This is a genomic window from Clostridium boliviensis (assembly GCF_033342255.1).
In the GTDB taxonomy this organism is placed as follows: Bacteria; Bacillota; Clostridia; order Lachnospirales; family Lachnospiraceae; genus Lacrimispora; species Lacrimispora boliviensis.
Map to the genome: position 1 here is coordinate 26,968 of NZ_JAWONS010000240.1, position 23,344 is coordinate 50,311.

Consider the following 23,344-nt stretch of genomic DNA (forward strand, 5'->3'; position numbering starts at 1 on the left):
TTTTTTTTCAAGCCTTGATACATATTCGGCTGTGCGGTTAGGGACAAAAAATATCCTGAAAGTCCCATACAATGGTTTTTCTTTTTCCGGTCTGTGCATCGATTTTACGGACGAATTCATTCACCCCTTCATCAGTCAGATGGGATAAAGGATTGTAGGAAAGTTCCACTTCCATTTCAGCAACTTTCTTTATATAGGTGTTTTCCGGTATTTTTCCTGCTTTAAGTCTTTCGTACAATGTAAAAGCATTCCGTTGGTTCTTCTTTGTGCTGTCTTTTTGAACAATGAGTGACAGCAGCTGTAAGTATACAACGATTGCAGTCTCCATCTGTACATCGGTTTCTATTGTTTTCTTTCCACGGCTGTACTTCTTTTTTTTCGACTGCACCTTCATAAAATTTTTCCGCTCAATAATTCCCGGGTGTGCGTCTGGCACGATAATCCAGTTCTCTTGCGGAATCCGGACACCTTTTCTGCTTCCTGCCTCTTCTGGCACAATCTTTCCATATACAGCGTCACCTGCGTATCTCTGGTCAGACAATATTCTGGAAACAGTACCTGCAGTCCAATGAGCCGGTTCTTTACAGCCTTTGCACTGAAACTTTTCGTTTCGCTTTGTGCGTACCATCAGCGGGGATGGAACTCCTTCTTTATTCAGGAAACGGGCAATCGCTGTTGTCCCCATTCCATTAAGGGATAACGCAAAAATACGTCTTACAACTGCTGCACATTCCTCATCAATGACCAGCTGGTTCTTACTGCTTTCCGCCTTTCTATATCCATATGGAGCAAATGCAGTTACAAACTTTCCCTGGTTCACCTTCAGGCTCCGGACACTTTTTATCTTTTCTGAAAGGTCCTTACTGTATGCCTCGTGAATAATATTCTTAAAGCCAACTTCAATCGCTCCTGCAGCTCCCATATTTTCAAAACTGTCAAAATGGTCATTTACCGACAAAAAGCGGATACCCAGAAACGGGAAAATCTGTTCTAAATAATTCCCCACTTCCAGATAATTCCTCCCAAATCTGGAAAAATCCTTTACAATAATACAATTTACCTGATGCGCTTTTGCCAACTCCAGTAATTTTTTTATCCCCGGACGGTCAAAATTAGTACCGCTGAAGCCATCATCAACCAATTCAATAATACTGCCACACGAAAGCTCCCTGTGTCTGCTGACAAAATCCTGAAGTAAAAGGCGCTGACCGGAAATGCTTTCACTCTCACAGGATTCACTTAAGTTTTCATCCTCATCCGATACGCGCAGATAAAGCGCAGTTATGTACTGCCCTCTCATCGTATCAACTCATCCTGAAAGGCGTAATTCACCGTAATCCAGCCGTTATACACCTCAATTTTATGAAAGAACGCCAGGTAATGTTCTCGGGATAAAAGCAACTTTCCCTTATCATCCCTGATTTTGCCCCTCAAGTCTGAATCCGTAACCGTGACATCTGGAATAACCGGCCGTTCCAGCTGCCGCTTCCGGCTTTCCAGTTCTCTTTGAGCCGTTACATAGGCAGTTTCAGACAAATGCCGCCGTTTATAGTCACAATAGAGTTCTCGCTCCTTTTTGTTTATGAGAAACATTTGTAATTCCGGATTTTCTTCCTGGAACTCTTCCCGTTCCCGCATTTTATGGTTCCCTCTTATAAACGTACCTGCAAGCAGCTCACTTTGCGCTTTTATGAGATAAAACACGCTGATAAGCAGATCCTCCTCCACTTTACTGGCAGATTTGCAGCTTTCATTTTTGCGGTACTTTCCGGAGCAGTAAAATCTATGCCGTATCAGTTTCCCATCTCTGCCATAATAACCGCTGTCACGTATCATATTATTTTTACAGTAACCGCACACCAGCAATCCTTTTAATACATTCTCTGTTCGTTCCCGGTCATTAGTCTGTTTTTGCCTACCGACTGCAGCTAGTCTCGAATTCTCAATAAGCTGCTGGACTTTCTTAAAAGTGATCTGATCAATAATTGCTTCCTGTGTATCTTCTATATAATTCCATTCGTCCCTTGGAATTTCAATCATCTGACCGCCCTTATAATAGGCTGATTCACTTTTTCGTTCCACCATACAGCCGCAATAAACAGGGTTTCTTAAAATTCCCATTACCGAACCGCCTGACCACACAGACTTTGCTTCTCCTCTGGTTCCCTTTATAAGACCTCTTTCATACAGCAGTCTGTGATACGAAGCAGCTCCCTGATCATTCAGGAACCGGGCGATTGCGGCAGCACTGGTTCCTTTCAGGCGCATCTGAAAGATTCTGCGTACAACGCCGGCTGTCTCTTCCTCAATTTCCAGTCTGTGTATGTCTTTTTCAGACTTTTTATATCCATAAGGCGCAAACCGTCCAAGAAACTGGCCCTGTTTCTTTTTCGCCTCAAATACTGTACAAATTTTACGGGAAATATCTTTTGCATAGATATGATGGTAAACATTTTTCAGGGAAACAGCAAGCGCTTCATTAGATGTAACAGAAATACTGTCATAATGATCATTGACGGATATGAATCTCACCCCGAGAAACGGGAAAATCTTTTCCAGATAAGTTCCGGCCTCCATATAATTTCTTCCAAAACGGGACAGATCTTTGACTACGATACAATTGACATTGCCTTTTTTAATTTCCTCAAGCATGGCAGTAAATGCAGGCCTGCAGAAATTGGTGCCTGTCATACCGTTATCATAAAATACAGCGGACAGTTTAAGCTCTTCCTGCTCGTTTATATACCTTTTTAGCAATTCAATCTGGTTTTCAATGGAATCATTGCCATGCCCGTTATCTTCAATGGAGAGCCTGGCATAAACAGCAGCGTTATAGATTGGTCCCTGATCCGCACCCCCAGCAGCAGCTGCCATGATATCACGATTATTTCTATTTGGTCTTGCCAGTGAAACCACCTCCTGCATGATAATCCTGAAATGAAAAATGAATCTGAAGTCTGTTTTTATCAATAACTTCAATTTTTTCTATCAGTGAGACTAAAACCGTGCGTGTCACCTTTCGGATATTCTTATATTTTCTGAATTCATCAATCCATTTATTTTGCAAATCATGGTTCTTTAAGAGACAGGACCGTTCCTCTTCTAATGCTTTCACAGCCCTTTCAATCTGTTCGCAGCTGTCTTCATAAATTGATTTCCATGCAACGTAATTATCTCTGCTTACAATTCCCTTTTTATAGTCTCCATAAAGCTCAAAAACAAGTGTCTTATAATGATCACATTCGTTTCGTTTTCTCTGAATGCGTAAATCCACCTGTTGTACAACGGCCTGTTTTAAGGGCAGCGTATCCAGATAATCCGTAATCTCATTAAGCTCACAGGCGGTACTGATTAATTTTTGAATAATTTCCTTTACACAGGCATCTAATTTCGGCTCTGCAATCCGGCATTTCGCGCTGCATTTTTTCCGGTCTGCCTTTTGTGTTCTGCAAACATAATAAATATAGGTTTTTTTTTCCGATTTTACAGGTCTTCTTATCATACTGTGATGACAGGTCCCACACTGAAGCAGACCTGAATACAGATGGAGGTCCCGGTTATCTGGTGCAGTTCTCGTATCGGCAGCCAGCAGCCGGCCCACCAGCGCAAAATCTTCCTTTGAGATGATTGCATCATGTGTACCGTCTACTCTGATCCATTCTGAGGGAGACTTCTGGAATCGCTTCTTTATTTTATAGTTGGGACTGCTTTCCCTTCCCTGTATCATGGTTCCAGTGTAAATTTCATTTTTCAAAACACGGCTGACAGAGGCAGCTGACCATTTTGCTGCTGGATTCAGCTGGAAAGAGGTGGAAAATGCCCACCCCAGCATCCGTTTGTATTCCAGCGGCGATAAAATGCCCATGGAGTTAAGACGATCAGCAATCCCCTGATTGCTCATCCCCTGAATTTTCCATTGAAAGATGTCGCGGATGGTCATTGCTGCATAATCATCTATCTCCAGCTTATATTTATTTTCTTCAGACCTGAAATAACCATACAGAGGAAATGCTCCTATATAATCGCCTTGTTTGCGGCGTATATTCTGTCCGCTGCGGACCTTGACAGAAATATCCCTGCTATATGCATCGTTAATCAGATTCTTAAAAGGAATGATCATATCATCTGCCTGACTCTGTTTTGCGGCGCTGTCAAAACCATCGTTTATGGCAATGAAACGTACTCCCAGGAATGGAAATACCTGTTCAATATACCGACCGGTTTCTATATAATTTCTGCCGAAACGTGATAAATCCTTTACTACAACACAGGTAACGGTTCCCTCTCTTATCTCATGAAGCAAGGCTCTGACCCCAGGCCTGTCAAAAGATACTCCGCTGTATCCGTCATCCACCCATTCTGAGCAAATCTCTATTTCAGGCTTATCCTGTAAAAACGATCGGATTAAAGTCCTTTGATTGGAAATACTGTTGCTCTCCAATTTATCACCGTCATCTTTTGAAACCCTGATATAAATGGCTGCCTTATACATTTTTCAAATACTGCTTTAAGCGGTCAGTGAGCGTAATCTCAGTATCAGGAAATACGGACTGGATTATCAGATCACCGCACTTAAACAGATAAGGATTTTTAATCTGTTTTATAAAATCAGCAATCCGTTCTTCTTTAGGCAATGCAGTGTTTATTTTCACTGACCTGATATCCACTAATGAATCTATATCAATACTGGAGGGATCCATTGCACGCAGCTGTTGTAATTCATCTGCATTCAACATTCAGGCACCTCTTAAGCGGTCTTTAATAGTACTTTATGAATTGCTCTGATTGTCCTATTACTTTATTCCCCTTTTAAAGACTCCTCTGCCGCTTGTCCCAGCCAGGACCTGTGTATCGCCAATCAGGACAGAATAGACATCCATAGATTCCAGACCGGAATTGTATTCTATCCAGGTCTTTCCTTTATCCGGGGAGTTAAAAACACCGCTTCCATAGGTACCGGCAAATATGGTGGAGTCTTTGAGAGCCAGTACGTTAATATTTTTGCTGTTCAAACCTGAACTTACTGGTTTCCAGCTGCTGCCCCTGTCTGTGGACATAAAAACTCCGTCTCCAGGCGTTGCTGCCAATAGTAAGGAATCATTGCCCGTTAATGAAAAAATCTGACCATTGGTGAATCCATTGTTTACATCTTCCCAATGTTCCCCATGATTGGAAAAACGATAAACGCCGCCTCCAAAGGACCCTGCATAAATATCCGTACCGCTTACAGCCAGGGAACTTATATAGGTATTCAATAGACCCTGACTGACACACTTCCAGCTTCTGCCATTATCTGTGGAGCAAAACACACCGCCTCCAAAGGTTCCTGCATAAACATCTGTTCCATTCACAGCCAGAGAATAAACATACGGATTGGTCAAACCGGTATTGGAGGCATTCCATGTGCTGCCATTGTCTGTGGAAATATAGATTCCTCCGCCATTGGTTCCTGCAAAAATACCAGTTTCATTAACTGCCAGCGAAAATACAAAGGGATTGGTCAATCCAGTACCTGCTTCCATCCAGTTTCTGCCTTTATCATGTGAAATAAATACCCCAGCTCCGCTGGTTCCCGCAAATATATCAGTACCACTGACTGCAAACGAACTGATATAAGTATTAATTAATCCCTGATTGATTTTATTCCAGCTTGCGCCATTGTCTGAAGACAGAAAAATACCGCCTCCGTCAGTCCCTGCATAGATGCAGCTGTCATCTGCAGTCAGAGAATAAACATACGGATTAGTCAGGCCATTATTTACTTTCCTCCAGTCTGTCCCGTCCGAAACAAATACCCCCTCCTCTGTACCTGCAAATACACTGGTTTTACTTATGGCAAGAGTAATGATATTATTACTGTCCAGGCCCTGGTTGAATGACTTCCAATTTTCACCGTGATCGGTTGAAACAAAGACCCCTCCGCCGGTTGTACCGGCATAAATGGCTGATTCATTGGCTGCAAGTGCATTGATCTGGAGTTTGGGCAGTCCGGTATTAACCGTATGCCAGTCTGCACCATGACTGGAAGAACGAAAGATACCGCCTTCCTCCGTGCCTGCAAATACAAAACCCCCGGTTACTACAATTGTTTTAACATCACCTGAAGTTAATCCCTTACCGCCTGCCTTCCAGTTGAGACCCTTATCGTCAGAATAAACGACCCCTCTGCTGGTGCCTGCATACAGATACGATCCCTCCGAAGCCAAAGAGTATACCATCCTGTCATCCTCTTTAAAATCAATGGGTCTCCAGCTGATTTTCTCTGTGGGTGAAACGAAAATACCGTCATTTGTCCCTGCATACAGATTTGTACCGCTGACTGCCAGGGAATAGATATTGCTGGAGGTCAGGCCCGAATTAACAGCCTGCCAGCTTTTTCCCTGGTCCGAAGAAAAAAAAACACCGTTTCCCTGAGTGCCTGCATACATAGTCTGACCGTTCACTGCCATACAATGAATATATCCCCCATAAGGCCCATTGACCGGTTCCCAGATCATTTTAGTCTCTGCCCTGGAACAGACAAAAAAAACAATAAGAGATACCAGTAAAATGGGCAGCCAAAGCTTTTTCACCATAATCTTCCCCTTTTTCACCCAGTGATTAAAAACGCTGCCTGATAATCAAGGCAGCGCAGATTCGTTATGTACGGTTTCCCATTAATACTGTGCGAAACCAAAGCCACGATTTTTTAAATTATTTACAATGGCAGGTACTGCCCTTAATGTATTCTGATAAGAATCGTGCATGAGAGGATTTCCTCCAGCCTGTAAATTGTTGCAGGAACTGATAATCCTGTCTGTGCTGGCCCCCTCCCAGTCACTGGTGTAGACAGTTGGGGTAACAATGGATAACCCCAATGCGGAGCATGCCTGTGTAATCGTATTGTTGCTGTAAAGATATGGCAGTCTCACCTTAGTAGGTCTGGGTTTTCCGGCATTTTGTATTACCTGGTTGCATTTCTGGAAATCGTTATAGACCTGCTGATAACTCCAATTGGACATATAAGAATGGGTCCAGCTGTGATTCTGAAGACTGAAGCCTGAGTTTAAATAGGCGTTCCAGGCAGACTGGTTGCCAGATATCCTGCTTCCCCATACAAACATCGTTGCACGGTAACAGCCGGCATTTTTAAGATTGGAGATCAGTGTCTGTGAAGTTGCATTATTGGGACCGTCATCGAAAGTAAGGTACACATTTCCTGCGTAAGCCGCCGCTGCCCTGTCAGCAGGTTCTGCTGCTTTGTCCTTAGCATAGGCATTGGTGAATGTTAATGCACCAATTGCCAGAGCTAATATGGATGTCCGTAAAAATCTTGCTTTTTGCTTCATACAAATTCCCCCTTTGATTTGTTGATATTTACAGGATAATATTAACATGTACAAAGTCAATATGCAAGTTTTTTCTATATTTACATTACAATGCGCCGTATAGTTTATAATATTACAAATATATGCAAAATATATCCCAATATTCGACACATTTCTTGATGCAATTATCCAAAATCCAGTGCTTATTTTTTATCCCTATTATGACAGCAGAGTAGGATCGCGAAATTCCCATAAGATCTGCGATTTCCCTCTGCGTGTATTCCCTTCCGCCATGAAGTCCATAACGCATTCCGATAATCGTCTTCTCATTGTCTTTTAAGCAGGAGTCAAACACTTCATAAAGTTCCTTGATGTCCTGTTTCAATATGATTGTCTCCAATGTCTCCTTATTTTCCATTTCGATCACATCAAGAAGGCTTACCGTTTCACCATCCTTGTCTACACCGATGGGTTCATATAAAGAGACTTCTTTCGAATACTTTTTATTTGCACGAAGGAGCATTAGGATCTCATTTGCTATAGTCACAAGACGGCTCCTTTGATCCAAACAGGTACAGATGAACAGTATCTCCATCCCAGACAACCTGCTGAACCAGAATACGAATGGCAGAGCGCTTTTGTTCTACATCCATACAATCAACCGTCTTTTCAAACGTGGAAAGCGTCTCTTTTAACAGTTCAAAATCCAGAACGGTCAATTCCTTTCCCAGAGCAGTGTCTTTACATGCCTGTACCTGTATTAAAATCTGTTCTTTCCTCTTATGAAGTTCATCGATCTGCCGGACAATATAATCTTGTGCTGCTGTGCCTCCTGCAGTCTTCAGTGAGGAAACAAGTCCGTCAATCTCTTTTTCAGTCTGTCCAAGCTCTTCACTTAAACGGCTGATATCCAGTTCATAATCCTGTCTTTCTTCCTGAAGCAGCTTTTTACCTTCCTCCAGCTGTCTGATAAATTCACTTTTATCTTCAGCAATTTTTTTCAATTCCTCGATTACCAGCCTGTCTAACTCATTCCCATTTGCATTCTTCACCGCACAGCATTTCATACGGCTTTTTTCCTTCATGGAACAAAGGTAAGAATAGATCTGTTCCCCCCGGTCATTGTATCTGCCGGAGAGCTTCGGTCTCATATAATTATGGCAGTTCTGGCAGATAAGAATGCCAGAAAGAAGTGCCACATTACTCCGGGGTTTGCGGTAGTTTTTTGATTTATTCCGTTCCAGAATGCGCTGGACCCGGACCCACACTGTTCCTGGAATCAGACCCTCGTGCTTACCGACTGCCACAATCCATTCTTCCATATCCCTGACCTCATGAGCTCTGCCCTGCTTTTGCATAGTCCGGTTATATGCCATAACACCATGTACTCCATCAAAATCAGATCGGGGAGCAAAAAGCTCCACTTTCTTTTCCATCAGATAGTCATATGCTTCCTGATCTGCAATCATATAGACCGGATTCGTAAGAATTCCCTTGATTGCAAAGCGGCTGAATAACCGTCCCTGTTTTGTTTTATAACCATTTTGTATGAGATACGTCTCAGTACCGGTAAGGGAGCCGGTTTCCAGAAACTTCTCATATATCCGTTTTACCATCTTTGTCTCTTGCGGAATCCGTTTCAGCTTATAAGCTCTCTTTTGCTTCCCGTCTATGGTTACAGAAGTTACCCGCTCAGACTGGTATCCGGTGGGAGTATTCCCCCCCAGCCACCTGCCGCTTTTTGAAAGCTCATGCATATTATCCCGGATTCGTTCCGCAATGGTCTCCCTCTCCAGCTGGGAAAATACGGAAGCTATGTACATCATCGCCCTCCCCATGGGTGATGATGTATCAAACTGCTCCTTAATTGAAATAAAGGAAATCTCCAGATGATTTAATTCACCAATCAGATTTGCAAAATCACCTATATTACGGCTGATCCGGTCCAGGCGATAGCAGACAATTGCTGAAATATTCTTTTTCTTCGCCTCTTTCATCATGTTTTGGAACTGCGGACGTTCTAAATTACCGCCAGAGAACCCCTCATCTTCAAAAACCAGAGCATTGTCTGCAAAGCTTTCCCCGTAATGGGCAGTGATGTATTGTCTGCAAAGCTCAATCTGATTGCCAATGCTTTCCCCTTTCCCCGTGAATTTGGATTTTCTGGAGTAGATGGCAAACGGCTGATTTCTGTTTTCCATCACACATATCCCCCTTGTTTTCTCATGGAAAGCGCGTCCCCAAACATACCGGACACGCAGAACAACATACAAATATATAAACCCTAAAATTCAAGGCATTCTTTATGAACATGATCGTATATACTCCCCAGACAGAAAAAGATAAAAAAGAACTGGGAAGAAGAGCTGCCGTACTTCACAATGAGGTGCTTATGCAGTCCATCCGCCAGCTTCCCTGTCCGAATGATCAAAAAAAAGCACTTTTAGACGAAATAAAATCAGAAAGCAGTTACTGACTTAAACAACCTGAAAGGTTTTATCCCATGATCCAGGGGCAAACACATGGGTCGCACATGAGACACATGGATCAAACGATCTTATAATTCTTCCTATTTCCACCGGCATACGCTCTTCCATCACCGGAGCACCTATGATTGCCTGTTCTGCTGTACCCTTTCTTTCACCCGTCTGAGGGGATAAGTTCCAGGCAGAAGGGGTGATGATCTGGTAGAACAGGATTTTTTTATCCTCAATTGTCAACCAGTGTCCAAGCGCCCCGCGTGTTGTATCGATCAGGCCTGTTCCATATGCCTGAACCGGTATCTCATACTCCTTCTGCATTGGCACATTGGGAATCAGATTCTCCAAAAGGATATTCATAATCCGGGTGATTTTTCTGGCCTCCAAAACTCTTGCAATAGTTCTGTCCATGACAGAGATTCCATTGCGGTACTCCCCTGACAGCCATTGTCTTGCTAATGGTCCGACCTCAAAAGGAATTCCGTTATATCTTGGTGCTCTGATCCAGGAATACGCATCCGGTTTATTCCTGTCTGGTTCATTGGCCTCATTAAACCATGCATACTGGTCCGACTGGGTGATAAGGTCCGGCTCAAAACGGGAAAACGTTTTATTCTCATAAACAGAAGGATTTAAATACAGTGTCCCCAGTTCTTTATAGCCATAAAAGCAGCCATAAGATAAGAGGTTCTGATAGCCTCCTCCAAAATGATAATATTCGGGATAGTAAGTGCCTATTTCATACACGTCCGGCAGCATTTTTTCCGTAATAAACTGTTCAATATCAAATAGAATGGATTTGATAGCAATAATCATATCCACTGTTACAGGGGATGTGATACCGCCGACAAATACCCCATGATTGTGAGGCGCTTTTCCTCCCAGAATGGCTAACATTTTATGAGCATTCCTGCTGAACTCCAGGGATTCGAAGTAATCATTAACCAGGCGTTCGTTCACTTCTTTTGGCAGTCTGTAATCGTTGTGATCCGTTTTAAAAAGGGGATATCCCTCCGGCAGCTTCACATAATCCGGAAGTGTATACTGGTATAGATGTCTCAAATGATTCTGGAGAAATTCACAAGAATGAATCAGATCTCTTAAATACCTTCCCTGTTCTGAAGGGATAACTCCCAGAGCCTCTTCAAGTGCCAGGGCCGATGCCACAGAGTGGGCAGTAGAGCAGATCCCGCAGATTCGCTGTGTAAAATACACTGCATCCAACGGACTTCTGCCCGTCAGCATTTTTTCAAATCCCCGAAACATCAGTCCTTTCGTCTTTGCATCGACTACAGTATTAGTTCCGATCTCAGCTTCTATTTCCATAAACCCGTTAATTCTGGTAACTGGATTAATGATCACTTTCTCTGCCATCCTATTCCTCCCTCATGGTGTCATATGTGATAAAAGGCTCCATGGCATCGGGAAAACCGAACTGGGCACAGCCGATGCAGGGAGTATCATCTCCTATGGGCCAGTTTACGTGACCGTTCCATTTACGGATGGGACAATCAATCTGCGTTATAGGACCACGGCAACCCAGCATAAACATACAAGTCTCCTCACCCAGCTTTGTTGCAAAAATACCGGCATCATAATAAGATCTTCTTGGACACCGGTCGTGAATTGTGATTCCATAAAACATCAAAGGACGGTCCATGTCATCCATGGGCGGCTCTCCGTATAGAATCAAATATGCCACAGTTCCCATGAGCCAGTCCGGATGGCAGGGACACCCTGTAAGCTTTATCACCTTGCGGTCAAGAACGCCAGATATTCCTATACAGTCTGCCGGATTGGGTCTTGCAGCTGACACTCCGCCGTAAGAAGCACAGTCACCAACTGCTATGACATGTTTGGCACGCTTTCCCAATCTGACCGCTGCTTCAAGACCTGTAATTTCTTTTCCCTCATAACGCCCGATAATATGGTACAGTCCATTGTCTTTTCTGGAAACAGCTCCTTCCACAGCAAGTATATATTCTTCTCCCAGCATATCAAACAGCTGATCCATTGCCTCAGCTCCCTCCGATGCAATAAGGCTGTTGCTGTAGATAAAGTTTGTCATTTGTGTCATAAGATACTGAAAATCCGGATTCTGTCCATCCAGCAAAGATATGGTATTCCCAGTACATCCATCAAGCTCCAGCCACACCAGATTTGGTTTCTTAAGCTTCTGGTTTCCAATTTCATCCATTGCTCTGGATACCAGCTGCGTAGTCTCTTTTAATTTAAGTTCCTGGAAAGGACATATTGCATGTTTTTCCTTTAACAACACTTATTCCCCCTGTCCCTGAACCAGATAACCTACGACCGGCAGCACACTAAGAACCATTGCTCCCGGGTGGCAGGATAGAAACTCTGTACTTAGATCCCTTCCTGCAGTGAGTCCCCAAAAATGGTTTCCTCCTGCCCATAACCGGTTATTGGTAACATTATAGACCACTCCGTCGACTGCAACATAAGCTGGTGCACCGTTTTTTCCATTATATTGTGACAATTGTTCCAGCGTAAAATAGGTCAGCGGCTCAGGCTCGGGTATCTCTTCCGGCTGGGGTATTTCTTCCGGCTGTGGAATCACGCCATCTTGTTCCCGCCCTATTGGACCTCCTGTCGGGCTGATCACAGTTACGGAACCAGTCGCTCCCCCTTCCTGATCCGGCATCTGACTGGCTGATAAATCATTTTCCTGCATCTGGTTCATCTGTCCAAAATAATAAACATGATTCTGCAGCATAATTAATTCACTGCTCAGATGATCCAGTACATCGTTGTTGTTGTATTGATTGGAGCGAAGTTTCTCTACATCAGCATTCAATCGTTTCAAACTGCTGGAAAGATATGTCATAAGCAAATTCAAATCCATGATAAAACCTCCTTACCCATGGTTGATATATTCTGAGTGGCCATAGTCGCTTATCTGTTAGAATATATGTATAAGCCTGGCTTTTCAGCCCTATTTCCACAGTATTTGTACAAGAAGCAACCGGTACCATGCGGTTCGCTCCTTCAGACCATCTGAATCGATGTTTCTTCCTGCAAAATATTCTGGATAATAGTTTCTACTTTTCTGCAAATATCGGGAAGTTGTCTTTGCAGCGTTAAACTTAACTCTATACCTGGAACAATTTCAGCTGCCTCAATTCCGATTAAGTAACCTTCTATTGCAAGTCTGTATATTCTCACCAGATCCAGAAAACTCATGTCATGCTGCATAAACAGACCGGATTCCTGTTCCATAAGCTCTTTTAATGGAAACACTTGAATGGTACCTGGATTCCCGTCGGAGCACATGGCATCTAAAATCAGTACAAAATCACCCGGATTTAGAGTGTAAAAACAGCTCTCACTGTCCGTTTCTCCATAAATTATTTCCACATCAGAGTAAAGGAACCTATTTTGAAGCATCTTAGCAATCACAAGCCCGACCCCGTCATCCTTCATGAAACGGCTGCCTACAGCGATCAGTTTCGTTATAATTCCTCCTGTCTTATTTTTTTTATATATATGAAAAAGACATGGGAATATTACACTCCCATGTCTTTCCTTACAGTTTCAATTAAAAACGATAAAGCGAAGCTCCATGACCCGGAACTCTTATGTTTAAGTTTTTTGTACTGCAGGTAAACGTCTCACCTGTCCAAAGTTCTTTCAGACAGATCATCTTAAAGTCCTCCTGGTTTAAGAGGCAGGGGGGTACAGCAATCTCCCGTTCATTCCCGGACAGATTGAATACTGCCAGATAGTTGAATCCGTTTATCCTGTGATAGCTATGCCAGATGCAGGTCTGCGCATTCCGGAAAAGCTGGGTTGCTTTGCAGTCATCACTGAGCAGCGCGAGAACGTCCGGATTAGTAAGAAGGTTCCTGGTCCATTCATCCATCAAAGTCAGTTCTCCCCCGATCATGAGCGGAGACCGGAACATACACCAGAGTGTAAGCATGGTAATCTGCTCTTCTTTTGTAAACCGGGTCTGCCTTTCATTCCCAAAACCTTTTCCCAGCATACCCACAGGAAGCATATCACAATCCGGATAGTTTCCTGCACTCACATGGTTCTGCCAATGCTCACAGCGTTCAAACATCTGCTTCAGCAGATGCCAGTCATCCCAGAAATCATCGGTAATCCGCCACATATTTGCATAAGTTTCATAATGCCATGCTTCCTCAAGCCTTGCAGGTCCCGGAGAAAGACTGAGCACCATCTGCCTGCCGCTGTTGATAATTGCCTCATGAAGCATACGAATTTCGTCTTTTGCTGACGGTGCATCCATGCGGCAGATATCATCGCATTTGATGAAGTCCACTCCCCACTGCGCATACAGCTGGAATACAGAATTATAATAAGCCTGTGCCCCCTCTGCCTGAGGAATTACACCATACATATCCGGATTCCAGGAACAGATAGAGTACGGATCTGATATCATATCTGCTGTAATATCTGTATTTAGTATATTGCTGCAGCTATGTGCTGCTATACGGGGAATCCCCCTCATAATATGGATACCAAATTTTAAGCCCAGTTCGTGGATATAATCAGCCAGAGGTTTAAAACCATGTCCTCCCACAGAAGATGGAAAACGGTCCGGGCATGGTAAAAGTCTGGAGTATTCGTCCATCTCAATCTTTCCAAAAGGTATGTATTGGTATTGATCCCGCCTTGTTCCTGCATCAGTGGCATACCACTGTATATCGACTACAATATATTCCCAGCCAAATTCTTTTAGATGCTTAGCCATATACTCCGCATTGGCCCTGATATCACGTTCTGTTACTGCCGTATCATAATAGTCATAGCTGTTCCACCCCATGGGAGGTGTATCTGATAATGATTTTACGCTCATGTGCATATCCTTTCCTGGCAAATAATTGATAGACCTGATATCATTATAACAGGCGGGTTATTAATTACAAGAGTAAAAACATGATAGGTAAAAGCCGTTATGATAGGATTTCATTCTCCACACATTTCGCCGCATAAGTGGCAAGTCTTGAGCCTCTGTCCGAATGAAAGGTATTGACAGCCTTAATTAACCCTATGGTTCCCACGGACAGGAGATCTTCCATATCATAATCTGTATTCTGATACTTTTTTGCCACATGGGCTACAAGACGCATATTCCGCTCGATGAGTGTGGCTCTCGCCTCCTGATCCCCTTCCTGGTATCGTTCCAGACACTCTCGTTCCTCTCGCGCAGTTAAAGGTTTGGGAAAAGTTTTCAAAGAAAGCCACCTTAAAACTTACTTACTCCTATTTTATGCCGCCCCTGCCCTTAAAGTGCTTTTACAAAAAATATAGGCTGGTACTTATTTTTCTATTCACCTTTTCCTGCAGCTTTACATAATGTTATTATGTAAAGTAACTTGTTAAAAAAGGATCGGACATCTGTCCGATCCCTTCTGTCCCTATATTGGATTAATGATGGAACAGGCGGATTCCATTAAACGCCATTACCATGTCATATTTGTCGCAGGTTTCAATCACCTGATCATCCCTGACTGAACCACCTGGCTGAACCACATATTTTACACCGCTTTTAAATGCCCGGTCAATGTTGTCTCCAAATGGGAAAAATGCATCTGATCCCAGGGATACATCCGATAACCCGTCAAGCCACTGTCTTTTTTCCTCTCCGGTAAATACCGATGGTTTTTCCCTGAATACCTGTTCCCATCTGCCGTCCGTCAGTACATCCATAGAATCCTCTCCAATATAAACATCAATGGCATTATCCCTGTCTGCACGGCGGATATTCTCAAGAAATGGAAGCTCAAGCACCTTTGGTGACTGTCTTAAATACCAGTTATCCGCTTTGCTGCCTGCAAGTCTGGTACAATGCACACGGGACTGCTGTCCTGCTCCAATTCCAATTGCCTGTCCGTCTTTTGCATAGCAGACGGAATTGGACTGGGTGTATTTTAATGTAATGAGAGAAATAATTAAATCAATCTCAGCTGCCTTTGGTATCTCCTTATTCTTAGTTACTCTGTTATCCAGCAGCTCACGGCCGATAGAAATCTCGTTTCTGCCCTGTTCAAACGTAACTCCGTAAACCTGCTTTTTCTCTATGGACTCCGGAGAATATTCCGGATCTATGAGAATAACGTTGTAATTCCCATTTTTCTTGGACTTTAAGATCTCCAGGGCTTCCGGTGAATAACCAGGGGCAATTACGCCGTCTGACACCTCTCTCTTTATGATCTTTGCCGTATCTTCATCACAGGGATCTGATAAGGAAATATAATCTCCAAAGGAAGACATACGGTCTGCGCCCCTGGCTCTTGCGTAAGCACATGCAAGGGGGGAAAGCTCTCCCATATCCTCAACCCAGTAAATCTTCTTTAAAACAGGGCTTAAAGGAAGCCCTACCGCCGCACCAGCAGGAGAAACATGTTTAAATGAGGCTGCTGCAGGAAGACCTGTGGCCTGTTTTAATTCTCTTACCAGCTGCCAGCCATTGAATGCATCCAGAAAATTAATATATCCAGGTTTTCCGCTCAGTACTTTAATCGGCAGATTTAATCCGTCTGCCATATAGATCCTTGATGGCTTCTGATTGGGATTACAGCCATATTTTAATTCTAATTCATTCATCTTTTGTACTCCTGCTATTTATTCTTATTTATGATCCGGGTCTCAAATGCTCCTGTTTCAAGGTCTATATAACGCACAAACAAAGAAATCTTATTCTCTTCATTCAGGCTCTCCCAGATCATGGAGGTATACTCGTCCTGGTCATCTAAGACATCAACCAGTTTCGGTTCTCCTTCAAAGCTGGGCAGAGGATTGCCGTCATGCAAATAGGTATGAATAAAATGAGCTTCTCCTGGCACAGGATTCTCATAAGCAAAGGTAAAGCGGCTGCAGGAAGACGGATCACCATTGTTGCTCTTTAATATAGACATGGCATAATTAAATCTTCCATTCTCCACATGCATGATTCCTGATATACGAGGAGTATAATTCGGGCTATCCGGTTCAAATTCCCTGCTGCGAAGCGTCTGCTCAAATGTCAGCTGAAAATCCATTCCCTCATAGATGGTGTCTGTCTGATCTCCGTTTGTCACAATTGTTTTGTTGCCCATAACGCGGACCGGTGAATAGATAATCAGACTTGGGTCCGACAGTTTTGAAGGATCAAAAGCCTGGGTACGGATTCCATCTCCATCTTCCACAAATACGCGGTTACGGCTGTTTATGCTTCTTCCCATTATAAAATAAGCAGTCACTGCATTCCTGCCATCGGCGGATTTCCCAATAATGATTCCTCTTCCAGGATAAGAATTCTTGGACAAATCCTCTTTTAAAGAAACTAAATTCATGCGTCTTAACCCTCCTTCTTCAATAAAAATGCAAAAAACCGCCTGGACATCCCATAGCGGTGCCCAGGCGGTCGGCTTTAAATTGTAACGTGCTCCCCGTGGTTTTCTCCACTTATCCGCCAGTTGCACGTACCATGTCTAACATAATATAATATTCCTTCCAAAATTGCAAGGTCTTTTTTGATTTATTATTCATTGCGGATTGCAGCAAGAGGACTTAGTCTCATGGCTCTGAGAGAAGGGAAAAAGCCTGCAGCCATACCTACAAAAACAGAAAAACCGACAGCAGCGACAGAAAGCCATATAGGGATTCTGGATAAGTCTCCGGGCATATCCGGCATAAACCGGCTGGCCAGAAACCGGTTAATGAGAAACGAAATCCCATAACTGAATACAATCCCTGTCATACCTCCAAGAAAACCAATAAATCCGGATTCCATCAGAAACATATCCCTGATGTGATTCATATCAAAGCCCAGCACCTTTAAAATCCCGATCTCCTTTGTTCTTTCATAGATGGACATCATCATAGTATTGGCAATTCCAATTGCTGCAACAAAAAGGGATACTGTTCCGATTCCGCCTAACAGCGCCTGAACCATCTTCGCCTGCTTCTGGGATTGCTCCAGCCACTCCATATTGCTGTTCGCCTGATATCCCAAATCCGTAATCGCCTTTTGAACTGCAGTAACATTGGCCATATCATCCACCTCTACAACTGCCTCATTATAGATAAAATAGTTGTATGGCTTTCCTTTTTTATTGGTGGGCTGATTAGGAATGGGTTTTTTCTTAAAAATCTGCTTTAATTGAGATTTCAATGTATTTATATCAACATATACATTGTAACTGTAATTATTCCAGTCCTCCAAACCGCCTGATACCAGACCGACTGTCTGAAGCAGATATTTTTTAGGTGGTTTTACAGGTGTTCCGCTGTCAGTTGTGCCTCCGCTTTGAGCCTGATAATAGGCATCAGTATCAAAAACCACGAACAGCGGTTTGTTCATAAAATCAATATCAGGGATCTTGGATGGATCATCATAATAATCCTGATTTCTGCTCTTGGGGTTACGAAACTGCCTTGCCACCATATTGCCAACTACCATCTGAAGTTCTTTCTTATCCGGATTCGGAAGATGCCCCTCTTTTAGAGAAATATTCTCCATATATTCGGGCGTGACCCCTACCAGGGAGATATTGGCCTGATATGCTCCCTGACTCATAATCGTGTCCGCCTGCAAAAGCGGGGAAGCCACCTTCACATGATCAATTCTGCTAAACTGGGCAATGACATCATCTGTCATATACTGGGGATCACTCTTTCCGTCTCCTTCATGCGACTGATTAGAATACACATTGATCTCAGTCAGACTTCCATAAGAGGCATACTGTTCCATGGTAAGCTCATTAAAACCGATTCCCAGAGATACCATAACAACGATGGAAGCCGTACCAATCACAACTCCCAGAACAGTTAAAAATGTTCTCATCTTTCTCCGTCTTAAATTGTTCACACTCATGGAAAGCAAATCACTAAATCTCATCGTTTAATTCCTCTTCTGCTGCCAGCATTTTCTTTTTTCTCCTTTTCCAGAAGAAAAAGGCTGCACCTGCTAAAACAACAAGAAATACGGCGGCGGCGGGTATAAGAACCTTACTGTATTTTGCAAAACCAGTGGGCTGTACGTCTGTCGGCACCTCACCGATATCACCCATGTCAACCCCGGTTTCCTCGGGTTCTGTTACCATCAATGTAATCTCTTTTTCTATGGGATCTGAGACCACTCCATTTTCATCCTCATAGGTTATTAAAACTTTGATTTTACCATCATCCTGAGTAGGGGCGGCGCCAGTGATCATGGCATCCACATTCCCGGTTTCCCCAGGCTTAATGTTTCCAACATAAGTATTGGTCTGCTGTATGGAATCTCCGGCAAATGCCACCATGACATTATACAGAAGGACCTTGCCGGTATTATTAATGGGGAACATAATATTTGTTTCAGATCCTGTTGTTATGGAATCCGGCATCACATCGATTGTTCCTGTATTCAGCCTTGCCACCTGTTTTACCGGTATATTAACCGTTATTTTTTCTTCCGCATTTTTAAATTCCGGGCTGTCATATTTTTCATTAATGGTCAGACCGTACGTTCTCTGGTCTACCCATGCCCCAGCTCTGAGCTTCACCTTGATATCTGCAGTCTGGCCTGCTCCAAGGGTATTGACCACGATGGAGGAACTTCCTTCATCAGTAGTAAACACAGCACTTTCCGTTACCTTTTCTGACTCCAGATTAAACAGAATATTGCTTGCTGTTACGCTCTCTGATGCATTCTTCATATGCAGGGTAAGTTCAAATTCCTCACCCGCGTAAACCTTCTCCGGATTGGTTTCAAATCCATCAACCACAATTCTGGCCTTGGTTCTGTCATTGGCATTAAACTCTTTCGTATCTTCTTCCTTTTCCTTATTCTGTACCTTTACATAGAACGCTCTTTCCACCTTCTGGATATCTCCATCTGTGCTGTCCCGGTATTCAATGGTATAGGTAATCGGATAATATCCGCTGTAGACATCTTTTCTGATCATCATGCTGTAAGGCACAGAGATCGTCTCCCCGCCTCCAACCCGGTCGTAGTGCCTGGTATAGTTCCCGTCATTGATATCAAAAGGAAATTTTGTATTGTCCTGATTCACGCCCATGCGTATGTTCACATCAAACGCGGTGACAGAAGAAGAATTCCTCACATTCATATTATAATTCATCACTTCCGGATAGGTACCAAACGGAGTGCTCTGGTCCTCGCCCAGTTCAAAACCTATAGTTCCTTCACTGGCACCGGAAGAGGTTGTATCTGAAGACTTTGTAATCCAGATGTTTACCTTCTCATAGGAGGCATGAGCTCCGTCATCTTTCTTCTTTGCATCGGTAACAACCTCCAGCGGCACTAAGTAATAACCCTCAGAAACATCCCTGCGCACTCTCGCAGTAAGGCTGAAGGTTTTTGAACTGCCGCTTTTTACTTTGCCAAGCTTTTTGTTATCAAATGTATTGGATGAGATCTCAAATGGAAATACAGATCCGGTATACTTTGTATCTTCGTCTGCATCCTCAGTGGCCTGGTATTCCTGCTCCGGTATATCTCTGTCAAAGCGGACTGCAACATCATCCAAATCACTGCCTGTATTATTGGTAAAGACCATGCTAATGGTAATATTCTGTCCCATCTTACCAGTCGGAGTCTTTTTTACGTCTATATATGTATTTTTACTTAAATCATATTGAGCAAATACTGCACCTGGTACTGATGATGCCACCATAAGCACAGCAAGCAGCCATACAATTTTCCTCTTAACTCTGTACATCTTCCATATCCCCCTTTGTCTCCTCGTGACACTGCTCTACTATCTTGAATATCTTTCCATCCACTATATGGAACTGTCTGTCTGCAAATTTTGCGATATTATTATCATGAGTAACCATAACCAGGGTCTGATTCTGCTCTTTTACAATCTTCTGCATCAGACTTAAAACTTCCTTTGTAGTCTTGGAATCCAGATTACCGGTAGGCTCATCGGCAAAAATGATCTTAGGGTCAACGGCAAGCGCTCTGGCAATTCCCACACGCTGCTGCTGTCCTCCTGACATCTCGTTTGCCATATGGTTCATCTGTTTCTCCAGACCTACCAGCTTTATATACTTTTTCGCCTTTTCATTCCGGATCTTCCTCGGGATACCCCGAAATGACAGAGGGAGCGCCACATTCTCCACTGCATTTAATGTCTTTATTAAATTATAAGACTGGAAAATAAAGCCGACATGCTTTCTTCTGAATGCAACCAGCTGATTCTCGGAAAGTTTTTCGATGTGATTTCCTGCAATTACAATTTCCCCTTTTGATGGCTTTTCCAAACCCGCCATCATATTTAACAATGTGGACTTCCCCGAACCGGAGGGTCCCACTATCGCACAAAATTCGCCTTTATATATTGTAAAATCAACTCCATTCAGTGCATAAACTTTTGTATCTCCCACCTTATACACCTTATAGAGATTCTTAACCTGAATCATTGGTGTCATGTTTTCCACCACTGCAGTCTCCTCCTTGTTTTATTCACGCAATGACATTATACAACAGGATTGGCAAATCTTACATTCTTTATTTTCTTAATCTTCCTTACATATTCCTTACACCAAAGAAAAACTTTAAAAAACCCGGGAAAACTTTTTTTAAAAAAGAGTGGAAATATTTTAAAGTATGCTTTATAATGGGATAGAATTTTAAACCATAACTCAGTGGATAAAGGAGATTCTTATGAGACATTTACTTAACCCGTTAGACTTCAGTTTGGAAGAAACCGGACAACTGCTGGATCTGGCAAAAGATATTGAAGATAATCTTCCGATATATTCTCATGTATGCAATGGGAAAAAACTAGCTACACTTTTTTATGAGCCAAGTACAAGAACTCGATTGAGTTTCGAAGCTGCCATGCTGAATTTAGGGGGCAGCGTACTTGGCTTTTCTTCTGCCGATTCCAGTTCCGCTTCCAAGGGAGAAAGTGTTGCAGATACCATTCGGGTCATCTCCTGTTACGCAGATATCTGTGCAATGAGACACCCCAAAGAAGGCGCACCGCTGGTCGCAGCCAGCCATTCCGGCATTCCAGTCATTAATGCAGGGGACGGCGGACATCAGCATCCCACACAGACACTGACTGATTTACTTTCTATTCGTTCTTTAAAAGGCCGTTTAAACGATTTGACCATTGGCCTTTGCGGTGATTTAAAATTCGGTCGTACCGTTCACTCTCTCATTAACGCTCTGGTAAGATATGAAAACATCAAATTCATCTTAATTTCCCCCCCTGAACTGCGAGTGCCTGAATACATCCGGGAAGATGTGCTAAGGGCCAACAACATTGAATTTATGGAAATGGACAGTCTCGACGCCGCCATGCCGGATCTTGATATCCTGTATATGACACGAGTACAGAAAGAACGTTTTTTTAATGAGGAAGATTACATCCGTTTAAAAGACTGCTACATTCTGGATAAGAAAAAAATGAAGCTGGCAAAGGAAGATATGTATGTTCTCCACCCCCTTCCCAGAGTTAATGAAATTGCTGTAGAAGTTGATGATGATAAACGGGCAGCCTACTTTAAACAGGCACAGTATGGAGTTTATGTACGTATGGCTCTTATCATGACATTACTGGAGGTAAACAAACCATGTTAAATATCGGCGGATTAAAAGAAGGTATCGTATTAGACCATATTGAAGCAGGAAAAAGCCTGGAAATTTACTATAATCTGGGACTGGACAAGCTAGACTGCCAGGTGGCGATTATTAAGAATGCCAAAAGCAACAAGATGGGGAAAAAGGATATTATTAAAATTGAAGGCGGCATGGATCATATTAATCTGGAAATCCTCGGATATATTGATCACAACATCACGGTAAATATTATCTGCAATAATGAAATTGTTGAAAAGAAAACCTTAAGCCTGCCAAAGAAAATCACCAATGTTATCCAGTGTAAAAATCCCCGCTGTATTACTTCCATTGAACAGGGACTTCCCCATGTTTTTTATCTTTCTGATGCAGAAAAGGAAACATACCGCTGCATGTACTGTGAAGAAAAATACAGCAGATAAAATAACGATTACAGAAAACCGCTGGCTGCAGAAGCAGATGATTTAAATCAGATGATCTGCCAGTTCCAGCTGGACCGCCTTTCCTAATAGAAAAGAGGGTAATGCTATAATCACCAGAAATGTGATATAGCAATACCCTCTTTTAAATATTATTTGTTATGTGATTTGAGTAAGACGATAAGCCGGGTTATGTCGTTGAATGGCCATCTATCTAGGCCTGCCGTCGCCAGCAGGCTCAAGCGACCTACCCGGAAGCAGACGGGCCGCCTTATGCTTCCTGTTCGGTCTTGCTTCGAATGGGGTTTACATGGACCCCTCCTGTTACCAGGAGAGCGGTGGTCTCTTACACCACCTTTCCACCCTTACCGCAGATGCGGCGGTTTATTTCTGTTGCACTTTCCCTGGAGTCGCCTCCGCCAGACGTTATCTGGCATCCTGCCCTTTGAAGCCCGGACTTTCCTCACCTGCAGCCTTTCGGCTTTGCAGCTGCGGCCATTTGTCTTACTCAAAACCACATAATTTTATCATAGTTCCAGGCATTTGTAAAGCTACCTTTTCTTTTACCTGTTT

The 23,344-nt window shown here is 43.0% G+C and carries 22 protein-coding genes, 1 other RNA gene and 1 riboswitch; of the genes, 3 read left to right on the forward strand and 20 right to left on the reverse strand.

The genetic code is table 11. The annotated features are described in order from the left end of the window. Positions 1-37 precede the first annotated feature (37 nt). The 8 genes from RZO55_RS14890 to RZO55_RS14925 all read right to left on the reverse strand — a co-directional run bounded on the left by RZO55_RS14890 (position 38) and on the right by RZO55_RS14925 (position 9,508). Positions 38-1,300 (reverse strand): recombinase family protein, encoded by a 1,263-nt coding sequence (locus tag RZO55_RS14890; RefSeq protein WP_318065050.1) that lies wholly within the window; start codon positions 1,298-1,300, stop codon positions 38-40. Continuing rightward, positions 1,297-2,925 carry a recombinase family protein gene (locus RZO55_RS14895; RefSeq protein WP_318065051.1) on the reverse strand — a complete coding sequence of 543 codons (1,629 nt, stop codon included), beginning with the start codon at positions 2,923-2,925 and terminating at the stop codon, positions 1,297-1,299. Before RZO55_RS14895 ends, RZO55_RS14890 begins: the two co-directional genes overlap by 4 nt. After that, positions 2,891-4,492: a recombinase family protein gene (locus RZO55_RS14900; RefSeq protein WP_318065052.1), complete on the reverse strand. Its 1,602-nt coding sequence runs from the start codon at positions 4,490-4,492 to the stop codon at positions 2,891-2,893. Before RZO55_RS14900 ends, RZO55_RS14895 begins: the two co-directional genes overlap by 35 nt. Further along, complete coding sequence (locus tag RZO55_RS14905; RefSeq protein ID WP_318065053.1) at positions 4,485-4,736, reverse strand: DUF6870 family protein; 252 nt, start codon at positions 4,734-4,736, stop codon at positions 4,485-4,487. Before RZO55_RS14905 ends, RZO55_RS14900 begins: the two co-directional genes overlap by 8 nt. Before the next feature lie 57 nt (positions 4,737-4,793). Beyond that, positions 4,794-6,575 (reverse strand): WD40/YVTN/BNR-like repeat-containing protein, encoded by a 1,782-nt coding sequence (locus tag RZO55_RS14910; RefSeq protein ID WP_318065054.1) that lies wholly within the window; start codon positions 6,573-6,575, stop codon positions 4,794-4,796. Between the two features lie 81 nt (positions 6,576-6,656). Continuing rightward, positions 6,657-7,328 carry a polysaccharide deacetylase family protein gene (locus tag RZO55_RS14915; protein WP_318065055.1) on the reverse strand — a complete coding sequence of 224 codons (672 nt, stop codon included), beginning with the start codon at positions 7,326-7,328 and terminating at the stop codon, positions 6,657-6,659. A gap of 112 nt (positions 7,329-7,440) precedes the next feature. Next, a complete protein-coding gene (locus RZO55_RS14920) occupies positions 7,441-7,854 on the reverse strand; it encodes a sigma factor-like helix-turn-helix DNA-binding protein (RefSeq protein ID WP_369293214.1) in 414 nt (137 codons plus the stop codon). Next, positions 7,838-9,508, reverse strand: coding sequence for a recombinase family protein (locus RZO55_RS14925; RefSeq protein WP_318065056.1), 1,671 nt, complete (start codon positions 9,506-9,508; stop codon positions 7,838-7,840). Before RZO55_RS14925 ends, RZO55_RS14920 begins: the two co-directional genes overlap by 17 nt. 104 nt (positions 9,509-9,612) lie before the next feature. On the opposite strand from RZO55_RS14925, the gene RZO55_RS14930 reads away from it, so the two are divergent. Next, entirely contained in the window at positions 9,613-9,783 is a 171-nt protein-coding gene (locus RZO55_RS14930; protein ID WP_318065057.1) for a hypothetical protein, read from the forward strand. A 1-nt stretch (position 9,784) separates the two neighbouring features. On the opposite strand, the gene RZO55_RS14935 is transcribed toward RZO55_RS14930, so the two are convergent. The 11 genes from RZO55_RS14935 to RZO55_RS14985 form a co-directional block, all read right to left on the reverse strand. Next, complete coding sequence (locus RZO55_RS14935; RefSeq protein WP_318065058.1) at positions 9,785-11,161, reverse strand: nickel-dependent hydrogenase large subunit; 1,377 nt, start codon at positions 11,159-11,161, stop codon at positions 9,785-9,787. Position 11,162: 1 nt separating this feature from the next. Then, complete coding sequence (locus RZO55_RS14940; protein ID WP_318065059.1) at positions 11,163-12,062, reverse strand: hydrogenase small subunit; 900 nt, start codon at positions 12,060-12,062, stop codon at positions 11,163-11,165. A gap of 3 nt (positions 12,063-12,065) precedes the next feature. Beyond that, positions 12,066-12,653 carry a cytochrome b5 domain-containing protein gene (locus tag RZO55_RS14945; RefSeq protein WP_318065060.1) on the reverse strand — a complete coding sequence of 196 codons (588 nt, stop codon included), beginning with the start codon at positions 12,651-12,653 and terminating at the stop codon, positions 12,066-12,068. A gap of 143 nt (positions 12,654-12,796) precedes the next feature. Beyond that, a complete protein-coding gene (locus tag RZO55_RS14950; RefSeq protein ID WP_318065374.1) occupies positions 12,797-13,315 on the reverse strand; it encodes a hydrogenase maturation protease in 519 nt (172 codons plus the stop codon). Positions 13,316-13,346: 31 nt separating this feature from the next. Beyond that, on the reverse strand, positions 13,347-14,630 hold the full coding sequence (locus RZO55_RS14955) for an alpha-galactosidase (protein ID WP_318065061.1): 1,284 nt from the start codon (positions 14,628-14,630) through the stop codon (positions 13,347-13,349). A 97-nt stretch (positions 14,631-14,727) separates the two neighbouring features. Next, positions 14,728-15,009 (reverse strand): sigma-70 family RNA polymerase sigma factor, encoded by a 282-nt coding sequence (locus RZO55_RS14960; RefSeq protein WP_439100054.1) that lies wholly within the window; start codon positions 15,007-15,009, stop codon positions 14,728-14,730. Positions 15,010-15,202: 193 nt separating this feature from the next. Continuing rightward, the gene (locus RZO55_RS14965; RefSeq protein WP_318065062.1) at positions 15,203-16,381 is read right to left on the reverse strand and encodes a phosphoribosylaminoimidazolecarboxamide formyltransferase; all 1,179 of its coding nucleotides are present in this window, start codon (positions 16,379-16,381) and stop codon (positions 15,203-15,205) included. 14 nt (positions 16,382-16,395) lie between these two features. Further along, positions 16,396-17,109 (reverse strand): IMP cyclohydrolase, encoded by a 714-nt coding sequence (locus RZO55_RS14970; protein ID WP_318065063.1) that lies wholly within the window; start codon positions 17,107-17,109, stop codon positions 16,396-16,398. Between the two features lie 54 nt (positions 17,110-17,163). Continuing rightward, positions 17,164-17,246, reverse strand: a riboswitch (ZMP/ZTP riboswitch). Between the two features lie 51 nt (positions 17,247-17,297). Beyond that, positions 17,298-18,656 carry an ABC transporter permease gene (locus RZO55_RS14975; protein WP_318065064.1) on the reverse strand — a complete coding sequence of 453 codons (1,359 nt, stop codon included), beginning with the start codon at positions 18,654-18,656 and terminating at the stop codon, positions 17,298-17,300. Beyond that, on the reverse strand, positions 18,646-20,481 hold the full coding sequence (locus RZO55_RS14980; protein ID WP_318065065.1) for a COG1361 S-layer family protein: 1,836 nt from the start codon (positions 20,479-20,481) through the stop codon (positions 18,646-18,648). Before RZO55_RS14980 ends, RZO55_RS14975 begins: the two co-directional genes overlap by 11 nt. Further along, positions 20,468-21,208 (reverse strand): ABC transporter ATP-binding protein, encoded by a 741-nt coding sequence (locus RZO55_RS14985; protein ID WP_439100055.1) that lies wholly within the window; start codon positions 21,206-21,208, stop codon positions 20,468-20,470. The genes RZO55_RS14980 and RZO55_RS14985 overlap by 14 nt, the downstream gene beginning before the upstream one ends. A 223-nt stretch (positions 21,209-21,431) precedes the next feature. On the opposite strand from RZO55_RS14985, the gene pyrB reads away from it, so the two are divergent. Both pyrB and RZO55_RS14995 read left to right on the forward strand, forming a co-directional pair. Then, positions 21,432-22,355, forward strand: coding sequence for an aspartate carbamoyltransferase (gene pyrB / locus RZO55_RS14990; RefSeq protein WP_318065066.1), 924 nt, complete (start codon positions 21,432-21,434; stop codon positions 22,353-22,355). Then, positions 22,349-22,774 (forward strand): aspartate carbamoyltransferase regulatory subunit, encoded by a 426-nt coding sequence (locus RZO55_RS14995; protein ID WP_318065067.1) that lies wholly within the window; start codon positions 22,349-22,351, stop codon positions 22,772-22,774. The genes pyrB and RZO55_RS14995 overlap by 7 nt, the downstream gene beginning before the upstream one ends. A gap of 162 nt (positions 22,775-22,936) precedes the next feature. Here RZO55_RS14995 and rnpB read toward each other — a convergent pair. Next, an RNA gene (rnpB, locus tag RZO55_RS15000) (RNase P RNA component class A) lies at positions 22,937-23,282 on the reverse strand. Positions 23,283-23,344: the final 62 nt, after the last annotated feature.

What these genes read in the sequence shown, in the direction of transcription:
- RZO55_RS14890 (WP_318065050.1), bottom strand. Translation starts at nt 1,300, where the DNA reads ATGAGAGGGCAGTACATAACTGCGCTTTATCTGCGCGTATCGGATGAG.
- RZO55_RS14895 (WP_318065051.1), bottom strand. Translation starts at nt 2,925, where the DNA reads ATGCAGGAGGTGGTTTCACTGGCAAGACCAAATAGAAATAATCGTGAT.
- RZO55_RS14900 (WP_318065052.1), bottom strand. Translation starts at nt 4,492, where the DNA reads ATGTATAAGGCAGCCATTTATATCAGGGTTTCAAAAGATGACGGTGAT.
- RZO55_RS14905 (WP_318065053.1), bottom strand. Translation starts at nt 4,736, where the DNA reads ATGTTGAATGCAGATGAATTACAACAGCTGCGTGCAATGGATCCCTCC.
- RZO55_RS14910 (WP_318065054.1), bottom strand. Translation starts at nt 6,575, where the DNA reads ATGGTGAAAAAGCTTTGGCTGCCCATTTTACTGGTATCTCTTATTGTT.
- RZO55_RS14915 (WP_318065055.1), bottom strand. Translation starts at nt 7,328, where the DNA reads ATGAAGCAAAAAGCAAGATTTTTACGGACATCCATATTAGCTCTGGCA.
- RZO55_RS14925 (WP_318065056.1), bottom strand. Translation starts at nt 9,508, where the DNA reads ATGGAAAACAGAAATCAGCCGTTTGCCATCTACTCCAGAAAATCCAAA.
- RZO55_RS14930 (WP_318065057.1), top strand. Translation starts at nt 9,613, where the DNA reads ATGAACATGATCGTATATACTCCCCAGACAGAAAAAGATAAAAAAGAA.
- RZO55_RS14935 (WP_318065058.1), bottom strand. Translation starts at nt 11,161, where the DNA reads ATGGCAGAGAAAGTGATCATTAATCCAGTTACCAGAATTAACGGGTTT.
- RZO55_RS14945 (WP_318065060.1), bottom strand. Translation starts at nt 12,653, where the DNA reads ATGGATTTGAATTTGCTTATGACATATCTTTCCAGCAGTTTGAAACGA.
- RZO55_RS14955 (WP_318065061.1), bottom strand. Translation starts at nt 14,630, where the DNA reads ATGAGCGTAAAATCATTATCAGATACACCTCCCATGGGGTGGAACAGC.
- RZO55_RS14965 (WP_318065062.1), bottom strand. Translation starts at nt 16,381, where the DNA reads ATGAATGAATTAGAATTAAAATATGGCTGTAATCCCAATCAGAAGCCA.
- RZO55_RS14970 (WP_318065063.1), bottom strand. Translation starts at nt 17,109, where the DNA reads ATGAATTTAGTTTCTTTAAAAGAGGATTTGTCCAAGAATTCTTATCCT.
- RZO55_RS14975 (WP_318065064.1), bottom strand. Translation starts at nt 18,656, where the DNA reads ATGAGATTTAGTGATTTGCTTTCCATGAGTGTGAACAATTTAAGACGG.
- RZO55_RS14980 (WP_318065065.1), bottom strand. Translation starts at nt 20,481, where the DNA reads ATGTACAGAGTTAAGAGGAAAATTGTATGGCTGCTTGCTGTGCTTATG.
- pyrB (WP_318065066.1), top strand. Translation starts at nt 21,432, where the DNA reads ATGAGACATTTACTTAACCCGTTAGACTTCAGTTTGGAAGAAACCGGA.
- RZO55_RS14995 (WP_318065067.1), top strand. Translation starts at nt 22,349, where the DNA reads ATGTTAAATATCGGCGGATTAAAAGAAGGTATCGTATTAGACCATATT.